13 protein-coding genes and 4 tRNA genes are annotated in these 18,109 nt (G+C 44.7%); 15 read left to right on the forward strand and 2 right to left on the reverse strand.

Annotation, left to right across the window (positions count from 1 at the left end; genetic code table 11):
- Positions 1-27: 27 nt before the first annotated feature.
- Together murB and birA are read left to right on the forward strand one after the other, a co-directional pair.
- Positions 28-1,074 carry a UDP-N-acetylmuramate dehydrogenase gene (gene murB / locus K08M4_RS00760; protein WP_086048565.1) on the forward strand — a complete coding sequence of 349 codons (1,047 nt, stop codon included), beginning with the start codon at positions 28-30 and terminating at the stop codon, positions 1,072-1,074.
- Positions 1,071-2,036, forward strand: coding sequence for a bifunctional biotin--[acetyl-CoA-carboxylase] ligase/biotin operon repressor BirA (birA, locus tag K08M4_RS00765; RefSeq protein ID WP_086048566.1), 966 nt, complete (start codon positions 1,071-1,073; stop codon positions 2,034-2,036). The genes murB and birA overlap by 4 nt, the downstream gene beginning before the upstream one ends.
- A gap of 7 nt (positions 2,037-2,043) precedes the next feature.
- Here the strand turns inward: birA and coaA are convergent, their stop codons facing one another.
- Positions 2,044-2,967, reverse strand: coding sequence for a type I pantothenate kinase (coaA, locus tag K08M4_RS00770; RefSeq protein WP_009844725.1), 924 nt, complete (start codon positions 2,965-2,967; stop codon positions 2,044-2,046).
- A 209-nt stretch (positions 2,968-3,176) separates the two neighbouring features.
- Between coaA and K08M4_RS00775 the strand changes: the two genes are divergently transcribed.
- From K08M4_RS00775 to rpoC, 13 genes are all read left to right on the forward strand, one after another.
- Positions 3,177-3,252: transfer RNA gene (locus K08M4_RS00775), tRNA-Thr, on the forward strand.
- Positions 3,253-3,296: 44 nt separating this feature from the next.
- A tRNA-Tyr gene (locus tag K08M4_RS00780) sits at positions 3,297-3,381 on the forward strand.
- Positions 3,382-3,420: 39 nt separating this feature from the next.
- Positions 3,421-3,495 (forward strand) — tRNA-Gly (locus K08M4_RS00785).
- Between the two features lie 13 nt (positions 3,496-3,508).
- Positions 3,509-3,584, forward strand: a tRNA-Thr gene (locus tag K08M4_RS00790).
- 95 nt (positions 3,585-3,679) lie between these two features.
- Positions 3,680-4,864, forward strand: a complete 1,185-nt coding sequence (tuf, locus tag K08M4_RS00795; RefSeq protein ID WP_012604914.1) for an elongation factor Tu — start codon at positions 3,680-3,682, stop codon at positions 4,862-4,864.
- Positions 4,865-5,087: 223 nt separating this feature from the next.
- Entirely contained in the window at positions 5,088-5,465 is a 378-nt protein-coding gene (secE, locus tag K08M4_RS00800; RefSeq protein ID WP_017096511.1) for a preprotein translocase subunit SecE, read from the forward strand.
- A gap of 13 nt (positions 5,466-5,478) precedes the next feature.
- A complete protein-coding gene (gene nusG / locus K08M4_RS00805) occupies positions 5,479-6,027 on the forward strand; it encodes a transcription termination/antitermination protein NusG (RefSeq protein ID WP_012605006.1) in 549 nt (182 codons plus the stop codon).
- A 213-nt stretch (positions 6,028-6,240) separates the two neighbouring features.
- A complete protein-coding gene (gene rplK, locus K08M4_RS00810; RefSeq protein ID WP_010435555.1) occupies positions 6,241-6,669 on the forward strand; it encodes a 50S ribosomal protein L11 in 429 nt (142 codons plus the stop codon).
- Between the two features lie 4 nt (positions 6,670-6,673).
- Positions 6,674-7,378 carry a 50S ribosomal protein L1 gene (gene rplA, locus K08M4_RS00815; protein WP_012605004.1) on the forward strand — a complete coding sequence of 235 codons (705 nt, stop codon included), beginning with the start codon at positions 6,674-6,676 and terminating at the stop codon, positions 7,376-7,378.
- Between the two features lie 242 nt (positions 7,379-7,620).
- The gene (gene rplJ / locus K08M4_RS00820) at positions 7,621-8,115 is read left to right on the forward strand and encodes a 50S ribosomal protein L10 (RefSeq protein ID WP_009844673.1); all 495 of its coding nucleotides are present in this window, start codon (positions 7,621-7,623) and stop codon (positions 8,113-8,115) included.
- A 57-nt stretch (positions 8,116-8,172) separates the two neighbouring features.
- Positions 8,173-8,538: a 50S ribosomal protein L7/L12 gene (rplL, locus tag K08M4_RS00825; protein WP_009844674.1), complete on the forward strand. Its 366-nt coding sequence runs from the start codon at positions 8,173-8,175 to the stop codon at positions 8,536-8,538.
- Positions 8,539-8,773: 235 nt separating this feature from the next.
- Entirely contained in the window at positions 8,774-12,802 is a 4,029-nt protein-coding gene (gene rpoB / locus K08M4_RS00830) for a DNA-directed RNA polymerase subunit beta (RefSeq protein ID WP_029224582.1), read from the forward strand.
- A gap of 90 nt (positions 12,803-12,892) precedes the next feature.
- Positions 12,893-17,095 carry a DNA-directed RNA polymerase subunit beta' gene (gene rpoC / locus K08M4_RS00835; protein WP_086048567.1) on the forward strand — a complete coding sequence of 1,401 codons (4,203 nt, stop codon included), beginning with the start codon at positions 12,893-12,895 and terminating at the stop codon, positions 17,093-17,095.
- 372 nt (positions 17,096-17,467) lie between these two features.
- Here the strand turns inward: rpoC and rsd are convergent, their stop codons facing one another.
- Positions 17,468-17,965 carry a sigma D regulator gene (gene rsd, locus K08M4_RS00840; RefSeq protein ID WP_086048568.1) on the reverse strand — a complete coding sequence of 166 codons (498 nt, stop codon included), beginning with the start codon at positions 17,963-17,965 and terminating at the stop codon, positions 17,468-17,470.
- Positions 17,966-18,109: the final 144 nt, after the last annotated feature.

The following is an 18,109-nucleotide window of genomic DNA, read 5'->3' on the forward strand; positions in this document are numbered from 1 at the left end:
CGCAGTGTAAGTTAATTGAATATCGCCATGCAATTCCATCTCAATGCTAGTTTAAAAAATGTTCATACTTTTTCCATCGATCAGACGTGTGATGCGTTGGTTGAAGTCACCACTACCGAAGAACTGATTTCGCTTTACAAAGACCCTAAATGGTCAGCTTTGCCTAAGTTAATACTGGGTAAGGGCAGTAATATGCTTTTTACTGAGCACTTCGCTGGTCTGGTCATTGTGAATAAATTAGCCGGGATTGAGCTGACCGAGACGGACAGTCATCACCTACTGCATGTTAATGGTGGGGAGGATTGGCCAAGCTTGGTTGAGTGGAGTGTCGATAAAGGGCAGGGTGGCCTAGAAAATCTAGCAATGATACCTGGCTGTTCAGGCTCAGCTCCGATACAGAATATTGGAGCGTATGGTGTTGAACTGCAAGATGTATGCGAGTATGTCGATATCCTGTGTCTGGATACTTATACAGTTAAGCGATTAAGCAAAGAAGAATGCCTCTTTGGTTACCGAGATTCAATTTTCAAACACGCCCTCTATGGTAAAGCGATCGTTGTTGCGATTGGTTTGACGTTGCCGAAAGAGTGGGAGCCATGCAATCACTATGGCCCGTTAAAAGGCCTAACAGCCGATACACTCTCTCCTCGCACTATATTTGATGAAGTATGCGCTATCCGTTCAAGTAAGCTGCCAGACCCTAGAGTCCAAGGCAATGCGGGCAGCTTCTTCAAAAACCCTGTGATCACCAAAGATCATTTTGATCGCTTGTTAGCGCTATATCCCAATATTGTCGGCTATGAGAGCAATGACATGATCAAAGTCGCAGCAGGCTGGCTGATTGATCAATGCCAGTTCAAAGGCGTGACAGAAGGGGGTGCTCAAGTTCACCCAAATCAAGCATTAGTTATCATCAATTATGATAAGGCTTCTGCTGTGGATATCCTTAAGCTTGCAGAGCGAGTGCGCCAATCTGTCTTGAATAAATTCGATATTCGATTGGAACATGAAGTGCGTTTTATGGGACGAGACCGCGAAACAAACCTAGATAAAGCTTTGGAGTCATTGGGATGAGAGAACACAGTACCAAGCTTGTACTATTGAGATGTCTTGCCGATGGTGAGTTTCATTCAGGTGAAGACCTAGGTGAAATGATTGGAGTATCACGAGCGGCTATCAGTAAGCACATTAAAGGTATTCAAGAGTGGGGTTTAGATATCTATCGAATTCAAGGTAAAGGTTATAAGCTAGCCAGTCGTTTAGATATGCTTGACCAAGAAAAGTTATCTGCAGTTAGTCACGATGCTTCTCTTGAACTCATTCCAATCATAGATTCAACAAACCAACATCTATTAGAGCGAACTAACACACTTGAATCGGGTTCTGTCTGTATTGCTGAATATCAAGCTGCGGGACGTGGACGTCGTGGACGAGAGTGGGTATCGCCATTCGGTGCAAACCTCTATCTTTCAATGTATTGGAGACTCGATGCCGGGATGGCTGCCGCAATGGGCTTGAGCCTTGTGGTTGGTGTAGCTGTTGTTGAAGCTTTGGAAGAGATGGGCGTAGAAGGTATAAAGCTCAAATGGCCGAACGACCTTTACCACAATGACAAGAAGCTTGCAGGTATCTTGGTAGAACTGTCAGGGCAGTCTGGTGGCGCTGCTCATATTGTGATTGGGTTGGGGCTAAACTTATCCATGGATCCTGCAACATCAGGTATTGGCCAACCTTGGACTTCTCTTAAAGAAGTGTGTGATGGAAAAGTCCCCGATCGTAACCAGTTAGCACAGACTCTGATCAATGCTTGGGATAAGTCCCTTGTCGATTATGAGCAGAAAGGGATGTCGAATTTTGTAGAACGTTGGAACCGCTTAGATAATTTCTTAGGTCGCAATGTTAGGTTGATCATTGGACCTAGAGAAATTGAAGGTGTTGTTCAAGGCATCGATGAACAAGGTGCTGTATTACTCAAAACTGAGAATGGTGTCGAGAGCTATATCGGTGGTGAGATATCGCTAAGAAAAGGCGACTAAGGCGTTACTATTTTCTTAGTAACACTTCTTCAACCATATGATCTGCGCCTTTACGTAGAATCAAGTGAGCCCTTTCTCGTGTCGGAAGGATATTTTGTTCTAGGTTCAAGCCATTAATTGAACTCCAGATACCTTCCGCTTTATCCAGTGCTGCTTGGTTCGATAATTTTGTGTAATGACTAAAGTAAGAGCCAGGTTTGGTAAACGCGCCATCGCGGAATTTCATAAAGCGATTGACGTACCACTCTTTGATTTGTTGGCTATCAGCGTCAACATAGAGTGAGAAATCAAGGAAGTCTGAAATAAACACGCGATGTGGCTCGTGTGGATCATTCATGCCTGTTTGTAAGACATTAAGTCCTTCAATAATAAGCACATCTGGTAGGTCGACGCACTTAACGTCATCAGTAATGTTGTACGTAAGGTGCGAGTACACGGGTGCCGTGACATTTCTCTTGCATGCTTTTACATCCGAAACAAAGTTCACTAAACGCTTAATGTCGTAAGACTCCGGAAAGCCTTTTTTGCTCATCAATCCTTTTTCTTCTAACACCTCATTTGGGTATAAGAAGCCATCGGTTGTCACTAGCTCAACTTTTGGGTGGTTCTCCCAGCGAGAAAGTAGGGCTTTAAGCAGTCGTGCTGTCGTACTTTTGCCAACAGCGACACTTCCAGCAATACCGATGATAAAAGGTGGTGCTTTCTCGTTTTTATCCAAGAATTGATGGAGTACTGAGTTCCTGTTCTGTCTGGCTGCCACATAGAGATTTAACAGACGAGAGAGAGGTAGGTAGATCTCTACGGCTTCCTCCATTGTGAGCTTTTCATTGATGCCTTGAAGCTCTTTTAAGTCGCTCTCAGAAAGTGTCATCGGAACTAAATTCCTTAGCTCAGACCAACGTTCGCGGTCAAATGACATAAATGGGCTCATATAAACTCTATAGTGGATAACAAAACAAGTGCATGGAAAATACATCAAGCGATAGATAAATAAAATATCTTCCTGTACTAGATGTGGGTTAAAGGCAGAAACCTTGAGCTAAATAGCCGTATATAGGAATTTGATAGGAGAATTTTTCACTTTTTTTCAATTTACTATTGCAAGGTGGAAAATCATTCAATAAAATGCGCCCCACTTGTGCCGACTTAGCTCAGTAGGTAGAGCAACTGACTTGTAATCAGTAGGTCACCAGTTCGATTCCGGTAGTCGGCACCACTTTCTCCCTTTCTTTAAGGTAAGCGAGAGAAAGCTCAAAATTTGGAGGGGTTCCCGAGTGGCCAAAGGGAGCAGACTGTAAATCTGCCGGCACTGCCTTCGATGGTTCGAATCCGTCTCCCTCCACCATATTCTAAAGGTTAAATAGCTCAAACAGAGTTACGTGTTGCGTGCATCGTATAATGGCTATTACCTCAGCCTTCCAAGCTGATGATGCGGGTTCGATTCCCGCTGCACGCTCCAACTCATTTTGTGTGCTGATATAGCTAAGTCGGTAGAGCGCACCCTTGGTAAGGGTGAGGCCCCCAGTTCGACTCTGGGTATTAGCACCAGTCTAAAGCTTCTTCTCCTTTAATAAAGAAAACCATTTTTTTTGGTTGCGTGGTCTTATTTTAAGCCACCTAATCCGTACCTAGAGGGACACCCCATGTCTAAAGAAAAATTTGAACGTACGAAACCGCACGTAAACGTTGGTACTATCGGCCACGTTGACCACGGTAAAACAACTCTAACTGCTGCTATCTGTACTACACTTGCAAAAGTGTACGGCGGTGTTGCTAAAGATTTCGCATCTATCGATAACGCTCCAGAAGAGCGCGAGCGCGGTATCACAATCGCAACTTCTCACGTTGAGTACGATACTCCTGAACGTCACTACGCACACGTAGACTGTCCTGGACACGCCGATTATGTTAAAAACATGATCACTGGTGCTGCTCAAATGGACGGCGGTATCCTAGTTGTTGCTGCTACAGATGGCCCTATGCCACAAACTCGTGAGCACATCCTACTTGGTCGTCAAGTTGGTATCCCTTACATCATCGTATTCATGAACAAATGTGACATGGTTGATGACGAAGAGCTACTTGAGCTAGTAGAAATGGAAGTTCGTGAACTTCTTTCTGAGTACGAGTACCCAGGAGACGACCTTCCAGTAATTCAAGGTTCTGCACTTGGCGCTCTAAACGGCGAAAAGCAGTGGGAAGACAAGATCGTTGAGCTTGCAGAAGCACTAGATTCTTACATTCCACTTCCAGAGCGTGCTGTTGATCTACCGTTCCTACTTCCTATTGAAGATGTATTCTCAATCCAAGGTCGTGGTACTGTAGTTACTGGTCGTATCGAGCGCGGTATCCTACGCGTTGGTGACGAAGTAGAAATCGTTGGTATCAAAGAGACTACTCTTACTACTTGTACTGGTGTTGAAATGTTCCGTAAACTGCTTGACGAAGGTCGTGCAGGTGAGAACGTTGGTGCACTTCTACGTGGTACTAAGCGTGATGACGTTGAACGTGGCCAAGTACTTTCTGCTAAAGGTTCAATCAACCCACATACTAAGTTTGAGTCTGAAGTATACGTACTTTCTAAAGACGAAGGCGGCCGTCACACTCCTTTCTTCAAAGGTTACCGTCCACAGTTCTACTTCCGTACAACTGACGTAACAGGCGATATCACTCTACCTGAAGGCGTAGAAATGGTAATGCCAGGTGACAACGTTCAAATGACTGTTGAGCTAATCGCTCCAATCGCAATGGACGAAGGTCTACGTTTCGCAATCCGCGAAGGTGGCCGTACAGTTGGTGCTGGTGTTGTAGCTAAAATCTTTGCATAAGATTTGACGAACCACTAGTAAAAAGGGCATCATTTGATGCCCTTTTTCTGCGCTGAAAAAAGAGTTGAGTGTTTTGACATCAATTTTAGCTCTTAGCAAAGAATTAAACGGTCTTTTTAACTAAAATGACTGTTAGATGTGTTGTTTTGCAACGCAAAGGAATGTGCCCTGCAACAGCGGGGTTATTGTCGTCTATATTTAAGACTTATCACAGGTTGGTTTTATGAAAGCAAACGCTGAAACTCCTGATAGCTCAGGTGCAGCAGATACAATGAAGTGGGTAGTCGCTTTTGTACTGTTGGCTGCTGCTGTTGTGGGTAATTACCTGTATGGTGAATTGTCTGTTGTAATTCGCGCTGCAGGTGTAGTTGTGCTGATTGCTGCCGCACTAGGCGTTGCAGCAACAACAACTAAAGGTAAAGCTGCGATCGATTTTGCAAAAGAATCTCGTATGGAGATTCGTAAAGTTGTTTGGCCTACTCGCCAAGAAACTATGCAAACTACATTGATCGTTTTAGCTGTATGTATTGTTATGTCTCTAGTGCTTTGGGGAATTGACGGCATTATGGTCCGTTTAGTTTCTCTAGCGACTGGGGTGTAGAGGGTTCTGATTCATGAGTGAAGCTCCAAAAAAACGTTGGTATGTAGTTCAAGCCTTTTCTGGCTATGAAGGTCGTGTATCTCAATCGTTACGCGAACATATTAAAATGCACGACATGGAAGAATTCTTTGGTGACGTTTTAGTACCTACTGAAGAAGTAGTGGAAATGCGTGCAGGTCAACGCCGTAAAAGCGAACGTAAGTTCTTCCCTGGCTACGTATTAGTGCAAATGATCATGAATGATGAATCATGGCACTTAGTACGCAGCATTCCTCGTGTTATGGGCTTCATTGGTGGTACCTCTGATCGTCCTGCACCAATCACTGACAAAGAAGCTGATGCTATCTTGAACCGTCTAGAGAAAGCGAGCGAGTCTCCACGTCCTAAGACAATGTTCGAAGCGGGTGAAGTGGTTCGTGTGAACGATGGTCCATTTGCTGACTTTAACGGTACTGTTGAAGAAGTGGATTACGAGAAGAGCCGCATTAAGGTATCTGTATCGATCTTTGGTCGTGCAACACCTGTTGAGCTTGAATTTGGTCAGGTTGAGAAACTAGACTAAGACTCGGTTAGTTTGAGTAAGCTGTTGATAACTATTTAACAAGCTGTTCAAAATGAAAGAGTATAAAAAATCACCTTTTTAGGGTTGTTAAAGGCGCGAATTATGATTATAATTTCGCGCCTTTTTACTTCTATCGAAGTAAGAAAGAGTTAATTGAAATTAAGGGGAGCTTGCCTTACGGCTAGCGCATGTACCCAAAAATTAGGAAATATCATGGCTAAGAAAGTTGAAGCTTATATCAAACTGCAAGTTGCAGCTGGTATGGCAAACCCAAGTCCACCGGTTGGTCCTGCTCTAGGTCAACACGGCGTGAACATCATGGAATTCTGTAAAGCGTTCAACGCAAAAACAGAATCTGTTGAGAAAGGTCTACCTACTCCAGTAGTAATTACTGTTTACAACGACCGTTCTTTCACGTTCGTAACTAAGACTCCACCTGCTGCTGTTCTTCTTAAGAAAGCTGCTGGCGTTAAGTCTGGTTCAGGTCGTCCAAACACTGAGAAAGTTGGTACTGTAACTGACGCTCAAGTTCAGGAAATCGCAGAAACTAAAGCTGCTGATATGACTGGTGCTGACATCGAAGCAATGAAGCGTTCTATTGCTGGTACTGCTCGTTCAATGGGCCTAGTGGTAGAGGGATAAGATCATGGCAAAACTTACTAAGCGTATGCGCGTAATCCGCGACAAAGTTGAAGTAACTAAAGAATACGAAATCAACGAAGCTGTTGCTCTTCTTAAAGAACTAGCTACTGCTAAATTCGTTGAGTCTGTAGATGTTGCTGTTAACCTAGGCATCGATGCTCGTAAATCTGACCAAAACGTACGTGGCGCAACTGTGCTACCTCACGGTACTGGCCGTGACATCCGCGTTGCTGTGTTCACTCAAGGTGCAAACGCAGAAGCAGCTAAAGCAGCTGGCGCAGATATCGTTGGTATGGAAGATCTTGCTGAGCAAGTGAAAAAAGGCGAAATGAACTTCGACGTTGTTGTTGCTTCTCCTGATGCAATGCGTGTTGTTGGTCAACTAGGTACAATCCTAGGTCCACGCGGCCTTATGCCAAACCCTAAAGTTGGTACTGTAACTCCTAACGTTGCTGAAGCGGTTAAGAACGCTAAAGCTGGTCAGGTTCGTTACCGTAACGACAAGAACGGTATCATCCACACTACTATCGGCAAAGCGTCTTTCGAAGCTAACCAGCTTCAAGAGAACCTAGAAGCACTTCTAGTGGCTCTTAAGAAAGCTAAGCCTTCTTCAGCGAAAGGTACTTTCCTGAAGAAAGTAAGCATCTCTACTACGATGGGTGCTGGTGTTACTGTTGATCAAGCTAGTCTTGACACTCAAGCAAACTAATTTGCTTTGGCGCAGATTTAGTGTATACTTCTGCGCCTAATATTTGTGGTTGGGTGATTTTTGAAGCAATTCAGGTCATCCGTCCCAAGACCGTAGGTGCTGTACTCTTCGGAGATATGGCTTAATAAAACCTACGTAGGCGATGTTGTGGTTTGAAGTGAATTTATTCATTTTTAAATAACATCGTAAACGCTCATTACATTTTGTATGAGTGCTGTAATCACAACCAGAGGTTAATCCAAATGGCTTTAAATCTTCAAGACAAAAAAGCAATTGTTGCTGAAGTCAACGAAGCTGCCAGTGGTGCACTTTCTGCAGTTGTAGCTGATTCTCGTGGCGTTACTGTTGGCGCAATGACTTCTCTACGTAAACAAGCTCGCGAAGCGGGTGTTTACATGAGAGTTGTTCGTAACACACTAGCACGCCGTGCGATTCAGGGTACAGACTACGAGTGTCTAACTGACACTTTCACTGGTCCAACTCTGATCGCATTCTCTAATGAGCACCCAGGTGCTGCAGCGCGTCTTTTCAAAGACTTCGCTAAAGAGAATAAAGATTTCGAGATCAAAGCTGCTGCATTTGAAGGCGCAGTTACTGATGCTGAAGTACTAGCGACACTACCAACTTACGACGAAGCTATCGCACGCCTAATGATGTGCATGAAAGAAGCTTCTGCTGGCAAGCTGGTTCGTACTATCGCTGCTGTTCGCGACCAAAAAGAAGAAGCTGCGGCTTAAGCCTTGCTTTTCACTGGTTGCTATTTAAACTTATTGTTGACTTAAAAGAGAATTGTTATGTCTATTACTAACGAGCAAATCCTAGACGCAGTTGCAGAAATGTCTGTAATGCAAGTTGTTGAGCTTATCGAAGCTATGGAAGAGAAATTCGGTGTTACTGCTGCTGCTGCAGTTGTAGCTGGTGGTGCTTCTGCTGAAGCTGCTGCTGAGCAAACTGAATTCGACGTAATCCTAACTGCTGCTGGCGCTAACAAAGTACAAGTTATCAAAGCTGTACGTGGCGCAACTGGCCTAGGTCTTAAAGAAGCTAAAGGTCTTGTAGACTCAGCTCCTGCAGCGCTTAAAGAAGGCGTTGACAAAGCTGAAGCTGAAGCTCTTAAAGCACAGCTAGAAGAAGCTGGCGCTTCTGTTGAAGTTAAGTAATTATTACTTAATTTCCTAGCCGCAAGGCTAATGGCTGGTGGTTTATTAACCACCGGCCTTTTTGCGCTGTAGGGCTATGACGAAATTTCCGCTGTTTAACCGTCATAATCCGAGCAAAAAAACAGTCATTTTTTCGAAATGATTGTTCACTACAGTAAACAGCTGTTTGTCACCGCCCCCTCTTGAAGAGTGTTTTGGGTGGTTTGGGTCACTTATCAGCGAGCTGAGGAACCCCATGGTTTACTCTTATACCGAGAAAAAGCGCATCCGTAAGGATTTTGGTACTCGTCCACAAGTTTTGGACATTCCATACCTGTTATCGATCCAGCTTGATTCTTTCGATAAATTCATCGAACAGGATCCAGAAGGTCAATACGGTCTTGAAGCTGCTTTCCGTTCTGTATTTCCAATTCAGAGCTACAACGGCAATTCTGAGCTGCAATACGTTAGCTACCGTCTTGGTGAGCCAGTTTTTGACGTTAAAGAATGTCAAATCCGCGGTGTTACTTACTCAAAGCCACTACGCGTAAAACTACGTCTAGTTATCTTTGATCGAGATGCACCAGCAGGTACTGTAAAAGACATTAAAGAACAAGAAGTCTACATGGGCGAAATTCCGCTTATGACAGACAATGGTACTTTCGTAATTAATGGTACCGAGAGAGTTATCGTATCCCAGCTGCACCGAAGCCCAGGCGTGTTCTTCGACAGTGATAAGGGTAAGACCCACTCATCAGGTAAAGTTCTTTATAACGCACGTGTAATTCCTTACCGTGGCTCATGGTTAGACTTTGAGTTCGATCCTAAGGATAACTTATTCGTACGTATCGACCGTCGTCGTAAGCTACCAGCATCGATTATTCTTCGTGCACTTGGTAAATCGACTGAAGAGATCCTAGATCTGTTCTTCGACAAGGTGAACTTCGAAGTTAAAGACCAAACTCTACTTATGGAGTTGGTTCCTGATCGTCTACGTGGTGAAACTGCGTCATTCGACATCGAATCAAACGGTAAGACTTACGTTGAGACTGGTCGTCGTGTAACTGCTCGCCATATCCGTCAACTTGAAAAAGATGGCGTTGAGCACATCGAAGTACCAGTAGAGTACATCGTTGAAAAGATTGCTGCGAAAGATTACATCAACGAAGCAACTGGCGAGATCATCGTTGGCGCAAACCAAGAGATTAGCCTAGAAGCACTTGCTAACCTGTCTCAAGCAGGTCACAAGACTCTAGAAGTGCTGTTCACGAATGACCTAGACCATGGTCCATTCATGTCAGACACTCTACGTGCGGATAGCACAGTAGATCGCATCTCTGCATTGGTAGAAATCTACCGCATGATGCGCCCTGGCGAGCCACCAACGAAAGAAGCTGCAGAATCATTGTTCGAAAGCCTATTCTTCTCTGAAGATCGTTACGACCTATCAACTGTAGGCCGTATGAAATTCAACAGCTCTATCGAGCGTGAAGAAGAAGAAGAGCGCGGTACTCTGGATGAATCAGACATCATCGAAGTGATGAAGAAACTGATTGGTATCCGTAACGGTATTGGTGAAGTGGACGATATCGACCACCTTGGCAACCGTCGTATCCGTTCTGTAGGTGAAATGGCAGAAAACCAATTCCGTGTTGGTCTAGTTCGTGTAGAACGTGCCGTTAAAGAACGTCTAAGCCTTGGTGACCTTGATGCAATCATGCCTCAAGATCTTATCAACGCTAAGCCGATCTCTGCTGCAGTTAAAGAATTCTTTGGCTCTTCACAGCTTTCACAGTTTATGGACCAAAACAACCCATTGTCAGAAGTTACGCACAAGCGTCGTATCTCTGCTTTAGGTCCTGGTGGTCTTACTCGTGAGCGCGCAGGCTTCGAAGTACGTGACGTTCACGTAACTCACTACGGTCGTCTATGTCCGATCGAAACGCCTGAAGGTCCAAACATCGGTCTAATTAACTCGCTATCTGCGTTTGCACGTTGTAACGATTACGGTTTCCTAGAAACTCCGTACCGTCGTGTAGTAGATGGTGTAGTAACAGAAGAAGTTGATTACCTGTCTGCAATCCAGGAAGGTCAATTCGTAATCGCGCAAGCAAATACCATTCTTACTGAAGAAGGTACTTTTGCAGATGAGCTAATCACAGCTCGTCAAAAAGGTGAATCTGGTCTTCACCCACGCGATCACGTTGACTACATGGACGTTGCGACAAACCAAGTAGTATCTATCGCTGCTTCGCTTATCCCGTTCCTAGAACACGATGATGCGAACCGTGCATTGATGGGTGCCAACATGCAACGTCAAGCTGTACCAACACTTAGAGCTGATAAGCCTCTAGTAGGTACGGGTATCGAACGTAACATCGCAGTTGACTCTGGTGTTACAGCGGTTGCTAAACGTGGTGGTCAAGTTCAGTCTGTTGACGCTTCTCGTATCGTAGTTAAGGTTAACGAAGATGAATTGGTACCTGGCGAAGCTGGTATCGATATCTACAACCTGACTAAGTACACGCGTTCGAACCAAAACACATGTATTAACCAACGTCCAACTGTACTTCCTGGTGAACCAGTTGCACGCGGCGATGTTCTTGCTGACGGTCCTTCAACAGACCTTGGTGAACTAGCTCTTGGCCAAAACATGCGTATCGCATTCATGCCTTGGAACGGTTACAACTTCGAAGACTCGATCTTAGTATCTGAGCGCGTAGTTCAAGAAGACCGTTTCACGACAATCCACATTCAAGAACTATCTTGTGTGGCTCGTGATACTAAGCTGGGTTCTGAAGAGATCACAGCTGATATTCCAAACGTAGGTGAGTCTGCTCTGTCTAAACTAGACGAGTCAGGTATCGTTTACATTGGTGCTGAAGTGAAGGGTGGCGACATCCTAGTTGGTAAAGTAACCCCTAAAGGTGAAACTCAACTGACTCCTGAAGAGAAGCTACTACGTGCTATCTTCGGTGAGAAAGCATCTGATGTTAAAGATACTTCTCTACGTGTACCAAACTCTGTTTCGGGTACTATCATCGATGTACAAGTCTTCACTCGCGATGGCGTAGAGAAAGACAAACGTGCACTTGAAATCGAACAGATGCAGCTTAAAGAAGCTAAGAAAGATCTAACTGAAGAGTTCCAAATTCTTGAGGGCGGCCTTCTTAACCGTGTTAAAGCTGTACTTCTGTCTGGTGGTTACTCTGAAGCTAAGCTTGATACGATCGGTCGTAAGCAATGGCTAGAGCAAGTTCTAGAAGACGATGCGCTACAAACACAGCTTGAGCAACTTGCTGAGCAGTGGGATGAGCTAAAAGCAGACTTCGATAAGAAGTTTGAAACTAAGCGTCGTAAAATCACTCAAGGTGATGATCTAGCGCCTGGCGTTCTTAAGATTGTTAAAGTTTACCTAGCGGTTAAACGTCGTATCCAGCCTGGTGATAAGATGGCCGGTCGTCACGGTAACAAAGGTGTAATCTCTAAGATTAACCCTGTTGAAGACATGCCATACGATGAGAAAGGTCAGCCTGTAGACATCGTACTTAACCCGCTGGGTGTACCATCGCGTATGAACATCGGTCAGATCCTAGAAGTTCACTTAGGTTTGGCTGCGAAAGGTATCGGTGACAAGATCAACCAAATGGTTAAGGAACAACAAGAACTGCATAAGTTCCGTGAGTTCCTACAGAAGGTTTATGATCTTGGTGATACTCGTCAGAAAGTTGATATTGCTGAACTGTCTGATGATCAAGTTCGTACACTGATCAAGAACCTACGTGGCGGTCTACCGATTGCTACTCCTGTGTTCGACGGTGCTTCTGAGTCTCTAATCAAAGAACTACTTAAACTGGGTGATCTGCCAGAATCTGGTCAGCTTAAACTGTTTGATGGTCGTACTGGTGATTCGTTTGAGCGTCCTGTAACTGTTGGTTACATGTACATGCTGAAACTGAACCACTTGGTTGATGACAAGATGCATGCTCGTTCAACTGGTTCTTACAGCCTAGTAACTCAGCAACCACTTGGTGGTAAAGCTCAGTTCGGTGGTCAGCGTTTCGGTGAGATGGAAGTATGGGCACTAGAAGCATACGGTGCTGCATATACTCTACAAGAAATGCTAACAGTTAAGTCGGATGACGTTAACGGCCGTACTAAGATGTACAAGAACATCGTAGATGGTAACCATAGCATGGAACCTGGCATGCCAGAGTCGTTCAACGTACTGTTGAAAGAGATTCGCTCGCTAGGTATCAACATCGAGCTAGAAGACGAAGAGTAATCCCTCTTTTTCATAAAGAAGATTGGATTACTTGGTAAAGGGGGCTCACTTTAGTCGGTGAGCTCCTTTAACTCCTTACAGGAGCTGAACGTGAAAGACTTATTAAACTTTCTAAAAGCACAGCATAAGACCGAAGAATTTGATGCAATCAAAATCGGTCTATCTTCACCAGACACGATCCGTTCGTGGTCTTTTGGTGAAGTTAAAAAGCCAGAAACAATTAACTATCGTACGTTCAAACCTGAACGTGATGGTCTGTTCTGTGCACGTATTTTTGGTCCAGTTAAAGACTACGAATGTCTTTGTGGCAAATACAAGCGCCTGAAGCACCGTGGTGTTATCTGTGAGAAGTGTGGCGTTGAAGTTACACAAACTAAAGTTCGTCGTGACCGTATGGGCCACATCGAGCTTGCTTCACCAGTTGCTCACATCTGGTTCCTAAAATCACTACCGTCTCGTATCGGTCTACTAATGGATATCCCTCTGCGTGATATCGAACGTGTTCTTTACTTCGAAATGTACGTAGTAACTGAACCGGGTATGACTGATCTAGAAAAATCTCAGATGCTTACTGAAGAAGAGTATCTGGATCGTCTAGAAGAGTGGGGTGACGAATTCACTGCTAAGATGGGTGCTGAAGCGATCAAAGATCTGCTTTCAACAATGGACCTTCATCAAGAAGTGGAAGAAATGCGCGAAGAGTTGGAAACAACTAACTCTGAAACTAAGCGTAAGAAAGTTACTAAGCGTTTGAAGCTAGTTGAAGCGTTCATTTCGTCAGGCAACAAGCCTGAGTGGATGATCCTAACTGTACTTCCAGTGCTACCGCCAGATCTGCGTCCTCTAGTACCACTAGATGGCGGTCGTTTTGCGACATCTGATCTGAACGACCTTTACCGTCGTGTGATCAACCGTAACAACCGTTTGAAGCGTCTTCTAGAGCTAGCGGCTCCAGACATCATCGTACGTAACGAAAAACGTATGCTGCAAGAGTCTGTTGATGCCCTTCTAGATAACGGTCGTCGCGGTCGTGCGATCACGGGTTCTAACAAGCGTCCTCTGAAATCTCTTGCTGATATGATCAAGGGTAAACAAGGTCGTTTCCGTCAGAACCTTCTAGGTAAACGTGTAGACTACTCTGGCCGTTCTGTAATCACAGTTGGTCCATACCTTCGTCTACATCAGTGTGGTCTTCCTAAGAAGATGGCACTTGAGCTATTTAAGCCGTTCATCTACAGCAAGCTAGAAACTCGTGGCATGGCTACGACAATCAAAGCTGCTAAGAAAATGGTAGAGCGCGAAGAAGCGATCGTTTGGGATATTCTAGACGAAGTGATCCGTGAACACCCAGTACTGCTTAACCGTGCACCTACACTTCACCGTCTAGGTATCCAAGCGTTTGAACCAGTACTAATCGAAGGTAAAGCGATTCAGCTTCACCCACTAGTGTGTGCGGCATACAACGCCGACTTCGATGGTGACCAAATGGCTGTACACGTGCCTCTAACTCTAGAAGCACAGCTTGAAGCTCGTACCCTAATGATGTCGACGAATAACATTCTGTCGCCAGCATCTGGTGATCCAATCATCGTACCTTCTCAGGACGTTGTATTGGGTCTTTACTACATGACACGTGACAAGATCAACGTGAAAGGTGAAGGTATGTACCTTGCTGGCCCTGCTGAGGCTGAAAAGGCATACCGTACTAAGACTGCTGAGCTACACGCTCGCGTTAAAGTACGTATCACTGAAACAGTAGTAGACGAAGACGGCAATAGCACAACGAATACTGGCCTAGTAGATACGACTGTAGGTCGTGCAATGCTATGGCAGATCGTTCCAGCTGGCCTTCCGTACAGCATCGTTAACCAAAAGTTAGGTAAGAAGCAGATCTCTACTCTTCTTAACGAGTGTTACCGTAAGCTTGGTCTAAAAGATACAGTAGTATTTGCTGACCAAATCATGTACGCAGGTTTCGCATACGCGGCACTTTCTGGTGTTTCTGTAGGTATCAACGATATGGTTGTTCCTCAAGCGAAATACGATGAAATTGAATCTGCTGAAGAAGAAGTTCGTGAAATCCAAGAGCAATTCCAATCTGGTCTTGTTACTGCGGGTGAGCGTTACAACAAAGTTATCGATATCTGGGCATCTACGAATGACCGCGTTGCGAAAGCAATGATGGATAACCTATCTTCTGAAACAGTTATTAACCGTGATGGCGAAGAAGAACAGCAAGAATCGTTCAACAGTATCTACATGATGGCCGACTCGGGCGCACGTGGTTCTGCAGCTCAGATTCGTCAGCTAGCAGGTATGCGTGGTCTGATGGCGCGTCCAGATGGTTCAATCATCGAAACGCCGATCACAGCGAACTTTAAAGAAGGTCTAAACGTCCTTCAGTACTTTATCTCAACGCACGGTGCTCGTAAGGGTCTTGCGGATACAGCACTGAAAACAGCAAACTCGGGTTACCTAACTCGTCGTCTAGTAGACGTTGCTCAAGACGTTGTAGTACACGAACATGATTGTGGCACGCATGAAGGTATCGACATGATGCCTCACATCGAAGGTGGTGACGTTAAAGTTGCACTTTCTGAGCTTGCTCTTGGTCGTGTAGTAGCTGAAGACGTTCTTAAGCCTGGTACTGAAGATGTACTGATTCCACGTAATACTCTGATTGATGAGAAGTGGTGTCAAATCATGGAAGACAACTCTGTAGACAGCATGAAAGTGCGCTCAGTTGTTACCTGTGATGCAGACTTCGGTTGTTGTGCACAGTGTTACGGTCGTGACCTAGCACGTGGTCACCTAGTGAACCAAGGTGAAGCAGTTGGTGTTATCGCTGCACAATCTATCGGTGAACCGGGTACACAGCTAACGATGCGTACGTTCCACATCGGTGGTGCGGCATCTACTGCAGCAGCAGAGAACAGCATCCAAGCTAAGACAACTGGTACTGTGAAACTTCACAATGCTAAGTTCGTAGTGAACAAAGATAAGAAACTGGTTATCACTTCTCGTGCATCTGAGATGACGATTATTGATGAATTCGGCCGTACGAAAGAGAAGCACAAACTTCCTTACGGTTCGATGCTAACCAAAGGCGACAACGCAGCAGTTACTGCTGGTGAAGTTGTAGCTAACTGGGAAGCGCATACTATGCCAATCATCACTGAAGTGGCAGGTCGTATCCAATTCGTAGATATGATCGATGGTATTACAGTTTCTCGTAACACTGACGATCTAACGGGTCTTTCTTCAAGTGAAGTGACAGACGCAGCAGCTCGCCCAGCAGCAGGTAAAGATATGCGTCCAGCTATCAAACTTGTTGATGAGCAAGGTAACGACGTAATGATCCCTGGTACTGATATGCCAGCTCACTACTTCCTACCAGGCAAAGCGATTGTAAACATCGAAGATGGCGCTGAAGTTGGCATTGGTGACACACTATCTCGTATCCCTCAAAAATCGAGCGGAAACAAAGATATCACCGGTGGTCTACCACGCGTAGCTGACCTATTCGAAGCTCGTAAGCCTAAAGAGCCTGCGATCCTTGCTGAGCACACAGGTACTGTGTCTTTCGGTAAAGAAACGAAAGGTAAGCGTCGTCTAGTAATCACTCGTGAAGGCGGTGACGCTTACGAAGAGATGATTCCTAAGCATCGTCAATTGAACGTGTTCGAAGGTGAGAAGATTGAACGTGGTGATGTAATCGCCGACGGTCCTGAAACTCCACACGATATCTTGCGTCTACGTGGTATCCACGCAGTAACTCAGTACATCGCGAACGAAGTTCAAGAAGTTTACCGCTTACAAGGCGTAAAGATTAACGATAAGCACATCGAGACTATCGTTCGTCAAATGCTACGTAAGTGTACAATCACTCATTCTGGTGACTCTCCGTTCCTACCTGGCGAACAAGTTGAGTACCACAATGTTAAGATTGCTAACCGTAAGCTAGAAGCTGAAGGTAAAGAACTAGTACGTTTCGAACGTGATCTACTAGGTATTACTAAAGCATCTCTTGCAACTGAGTCATTCATCTCAGCTGCATCGTTCCAAGAAACGACTCGCGTACTAACAGAAGCTGCGGTTTCTGGTAAGCGTGATGACCTTCGCGGTCTGAAAGAGAACGTAATTGTTGGTCGTCTGATCCCAGCTGGTACTGGTTTCGCATACCACCAAGAGCGTCAAAAGCAACGTGAAGAAGAGCAAGAAGGTCCTTCAGCTGAACAAGCTACTGACAATCTAGCAGCACTTCTAAACGCTGGTTTCTCTTCAGAAGAGTAAGCTCTACGAGTAGTTTCTAAGAGATAAGAAAAAGGCACCTTCGGGTGCCTTTTTTGTATCTGTCGTTTGGCTTAAATCGGATTAATCTTGCAGGGGCAGACTTGTATCTTTGATACAAGTTTCAAGTGAGTTATGTGTTTCATTTCTGGAATGGAGTTAATGACGTTACTGTCTCTACGGATTTATATAGAGAACCGTAAGCTGGGTGTGTAGGTTGCTGAGGTGCAGGAATGTGTGCGGATAGATAGCGAAAAGAGAGTATCAATGTGTTGAATACTATCAAGCTCTAGGCTTCTGGAGGCTGATGATGCTTGTGATTTTTAGACAAAACAAAAAGCTTGCACAGAGGCAAGCTTAGAAGATGTTAAGCCATTACGCTCCTGGTGGAACCGCTAGGCTGTCGGCAATTTGTTGTATCAGTTGGTCTTCAACCGCAAACCTAGCCTCAAGAATCTCACCTACTAGTGATAGCTCACTATCAAAGCTTTCTAATGTATCGCTTGCTTTAATGGCAGCATATTTATCGGTGAAGTTGAGTAGTGGATCTGTGGTAAGAACGATATGACCATAAGATTGGTTAATTTCGTCTGTTGCTTTGAAGCCAGTGGACTGCCATTTGTCCATCACCATGTCATAGATTTTGAAATGACCTTCGGAGATGTAATCAACAAGATGTTGGCTGAATTTTTGGAGCTCTTCTGGAGAAGGCAGTTCGGTGATTGCCGTTGCTTTCGACGATGAAGGCTGTAGAGCGGCAAGCTTACAATACTCAACGATTAGAGACTGTCGAGTTTCGAGCCAATGATCGATGACCTCATTAGAGCCACCCCATTGTTCTTGTATTTGTTTGAATTTATTTAGCATGACCATGTCCTCATGATCTGATCACAACCTTGTGATCAAGTAATTGCCTAAGCAAGGTCCGTTTTATTGGTAGCTACTAAAAGTAATAGCTTGAAATATTCTCTGCTACAACTCTAGTATGAAATTAGATTGCCAGTAAAATGAACGAAC

The organism is Vibrio syngnathi (assembly GCF_002119525.1).
Taxonomy (GTDB): domain Bacteria; phylum Pseudomonadota; class Gammaproteobacteria; order Enterobacterales; family Vibrionaceae; genus Vibrio; species Vibrio syngnathi.

Excerpts from the sequence above, each read along its gene's own strand:
- secE (WP_017096511.1), top strand. The coding sequence starts at position 5,088 with ATGAAAGCAAACGCTGAAACTCCTGATAGCTCAGGTGCAGCAGATACA.
- tuf (WP_012604914.1), top strand. The coding sequence starts at position 3,680 with ATGTCTAAAGAAAAATTTGAACGTACGAAACCGCACGTAAACGTTGGT.
- birA (WP_086048566.1), top strand. The coding sequence starts at position 1,071 with ATGAGAGAACACAGTACCAAGCTTGTACTATTGAGATGTCTTGCCGAT.
- coaA (WP_009844725.1), bottom strand. The coding sequence starts at position 2,967 with ATGAGCCCATTTATGTCATTTGACCGCGAACGTTGGTCTGAGCTAAGG.
- rplA (WP_012605004.1), top strand. The coding sequence starts at position 6,674 with ATGGCAAAACTTACTAAGCGTATGCGCGTAATCCGCGACAAAGTTGAA.
- rplJ (WP_009844673.1), top strand. The coding sequence starts at position 7,621 with ATGGCTTTAAATCTTCAAGACAAAAAAGCAATTGTTGCTGAAGTCAAC.
- rplL (WP_009844674.1), top strand. The coding sequence starts at position 8,173 with ATGTCTATTACTAACGAGCAAATCCTAGACGCAGTTGCAGAAATGTCT.
- rpoB (WP_029224582.1), top strand. The coding sequence starts at position 8,774 with ATGGTTTACTCTTATACCGAGAAAAAGCGCATCCGTAAGGATTTTGGT.
- murB (WP_086048565.1), top strand. The coding sequence starts at position 28 with ATGCAATTCCATCTCAATGCTAGTTTAAAAAATGTTCATACTTTTTCC.
- rplK (WP_010435555.1), top strand. The coding sequence starts at position 6,241 with ATGGCTAAGAAAGTTGAAGCTTATATCAAACTGCAAGTTGCAGCTGGT.
- rsd (WP_086048568.1), bottom strand. The coding sequence starts at position 17,965 with ATGGTCATGCTAAATAAATTCAAACAAATACAAGAACAATGGGGTGGC.
- nusG (WP_012605006.1), top strand. The coding sequence starts at position 5,479 with ATGAGTGAAGCTCCAAAAAAACGTTGGTATGTAGTTCAAGCCTTTTCT.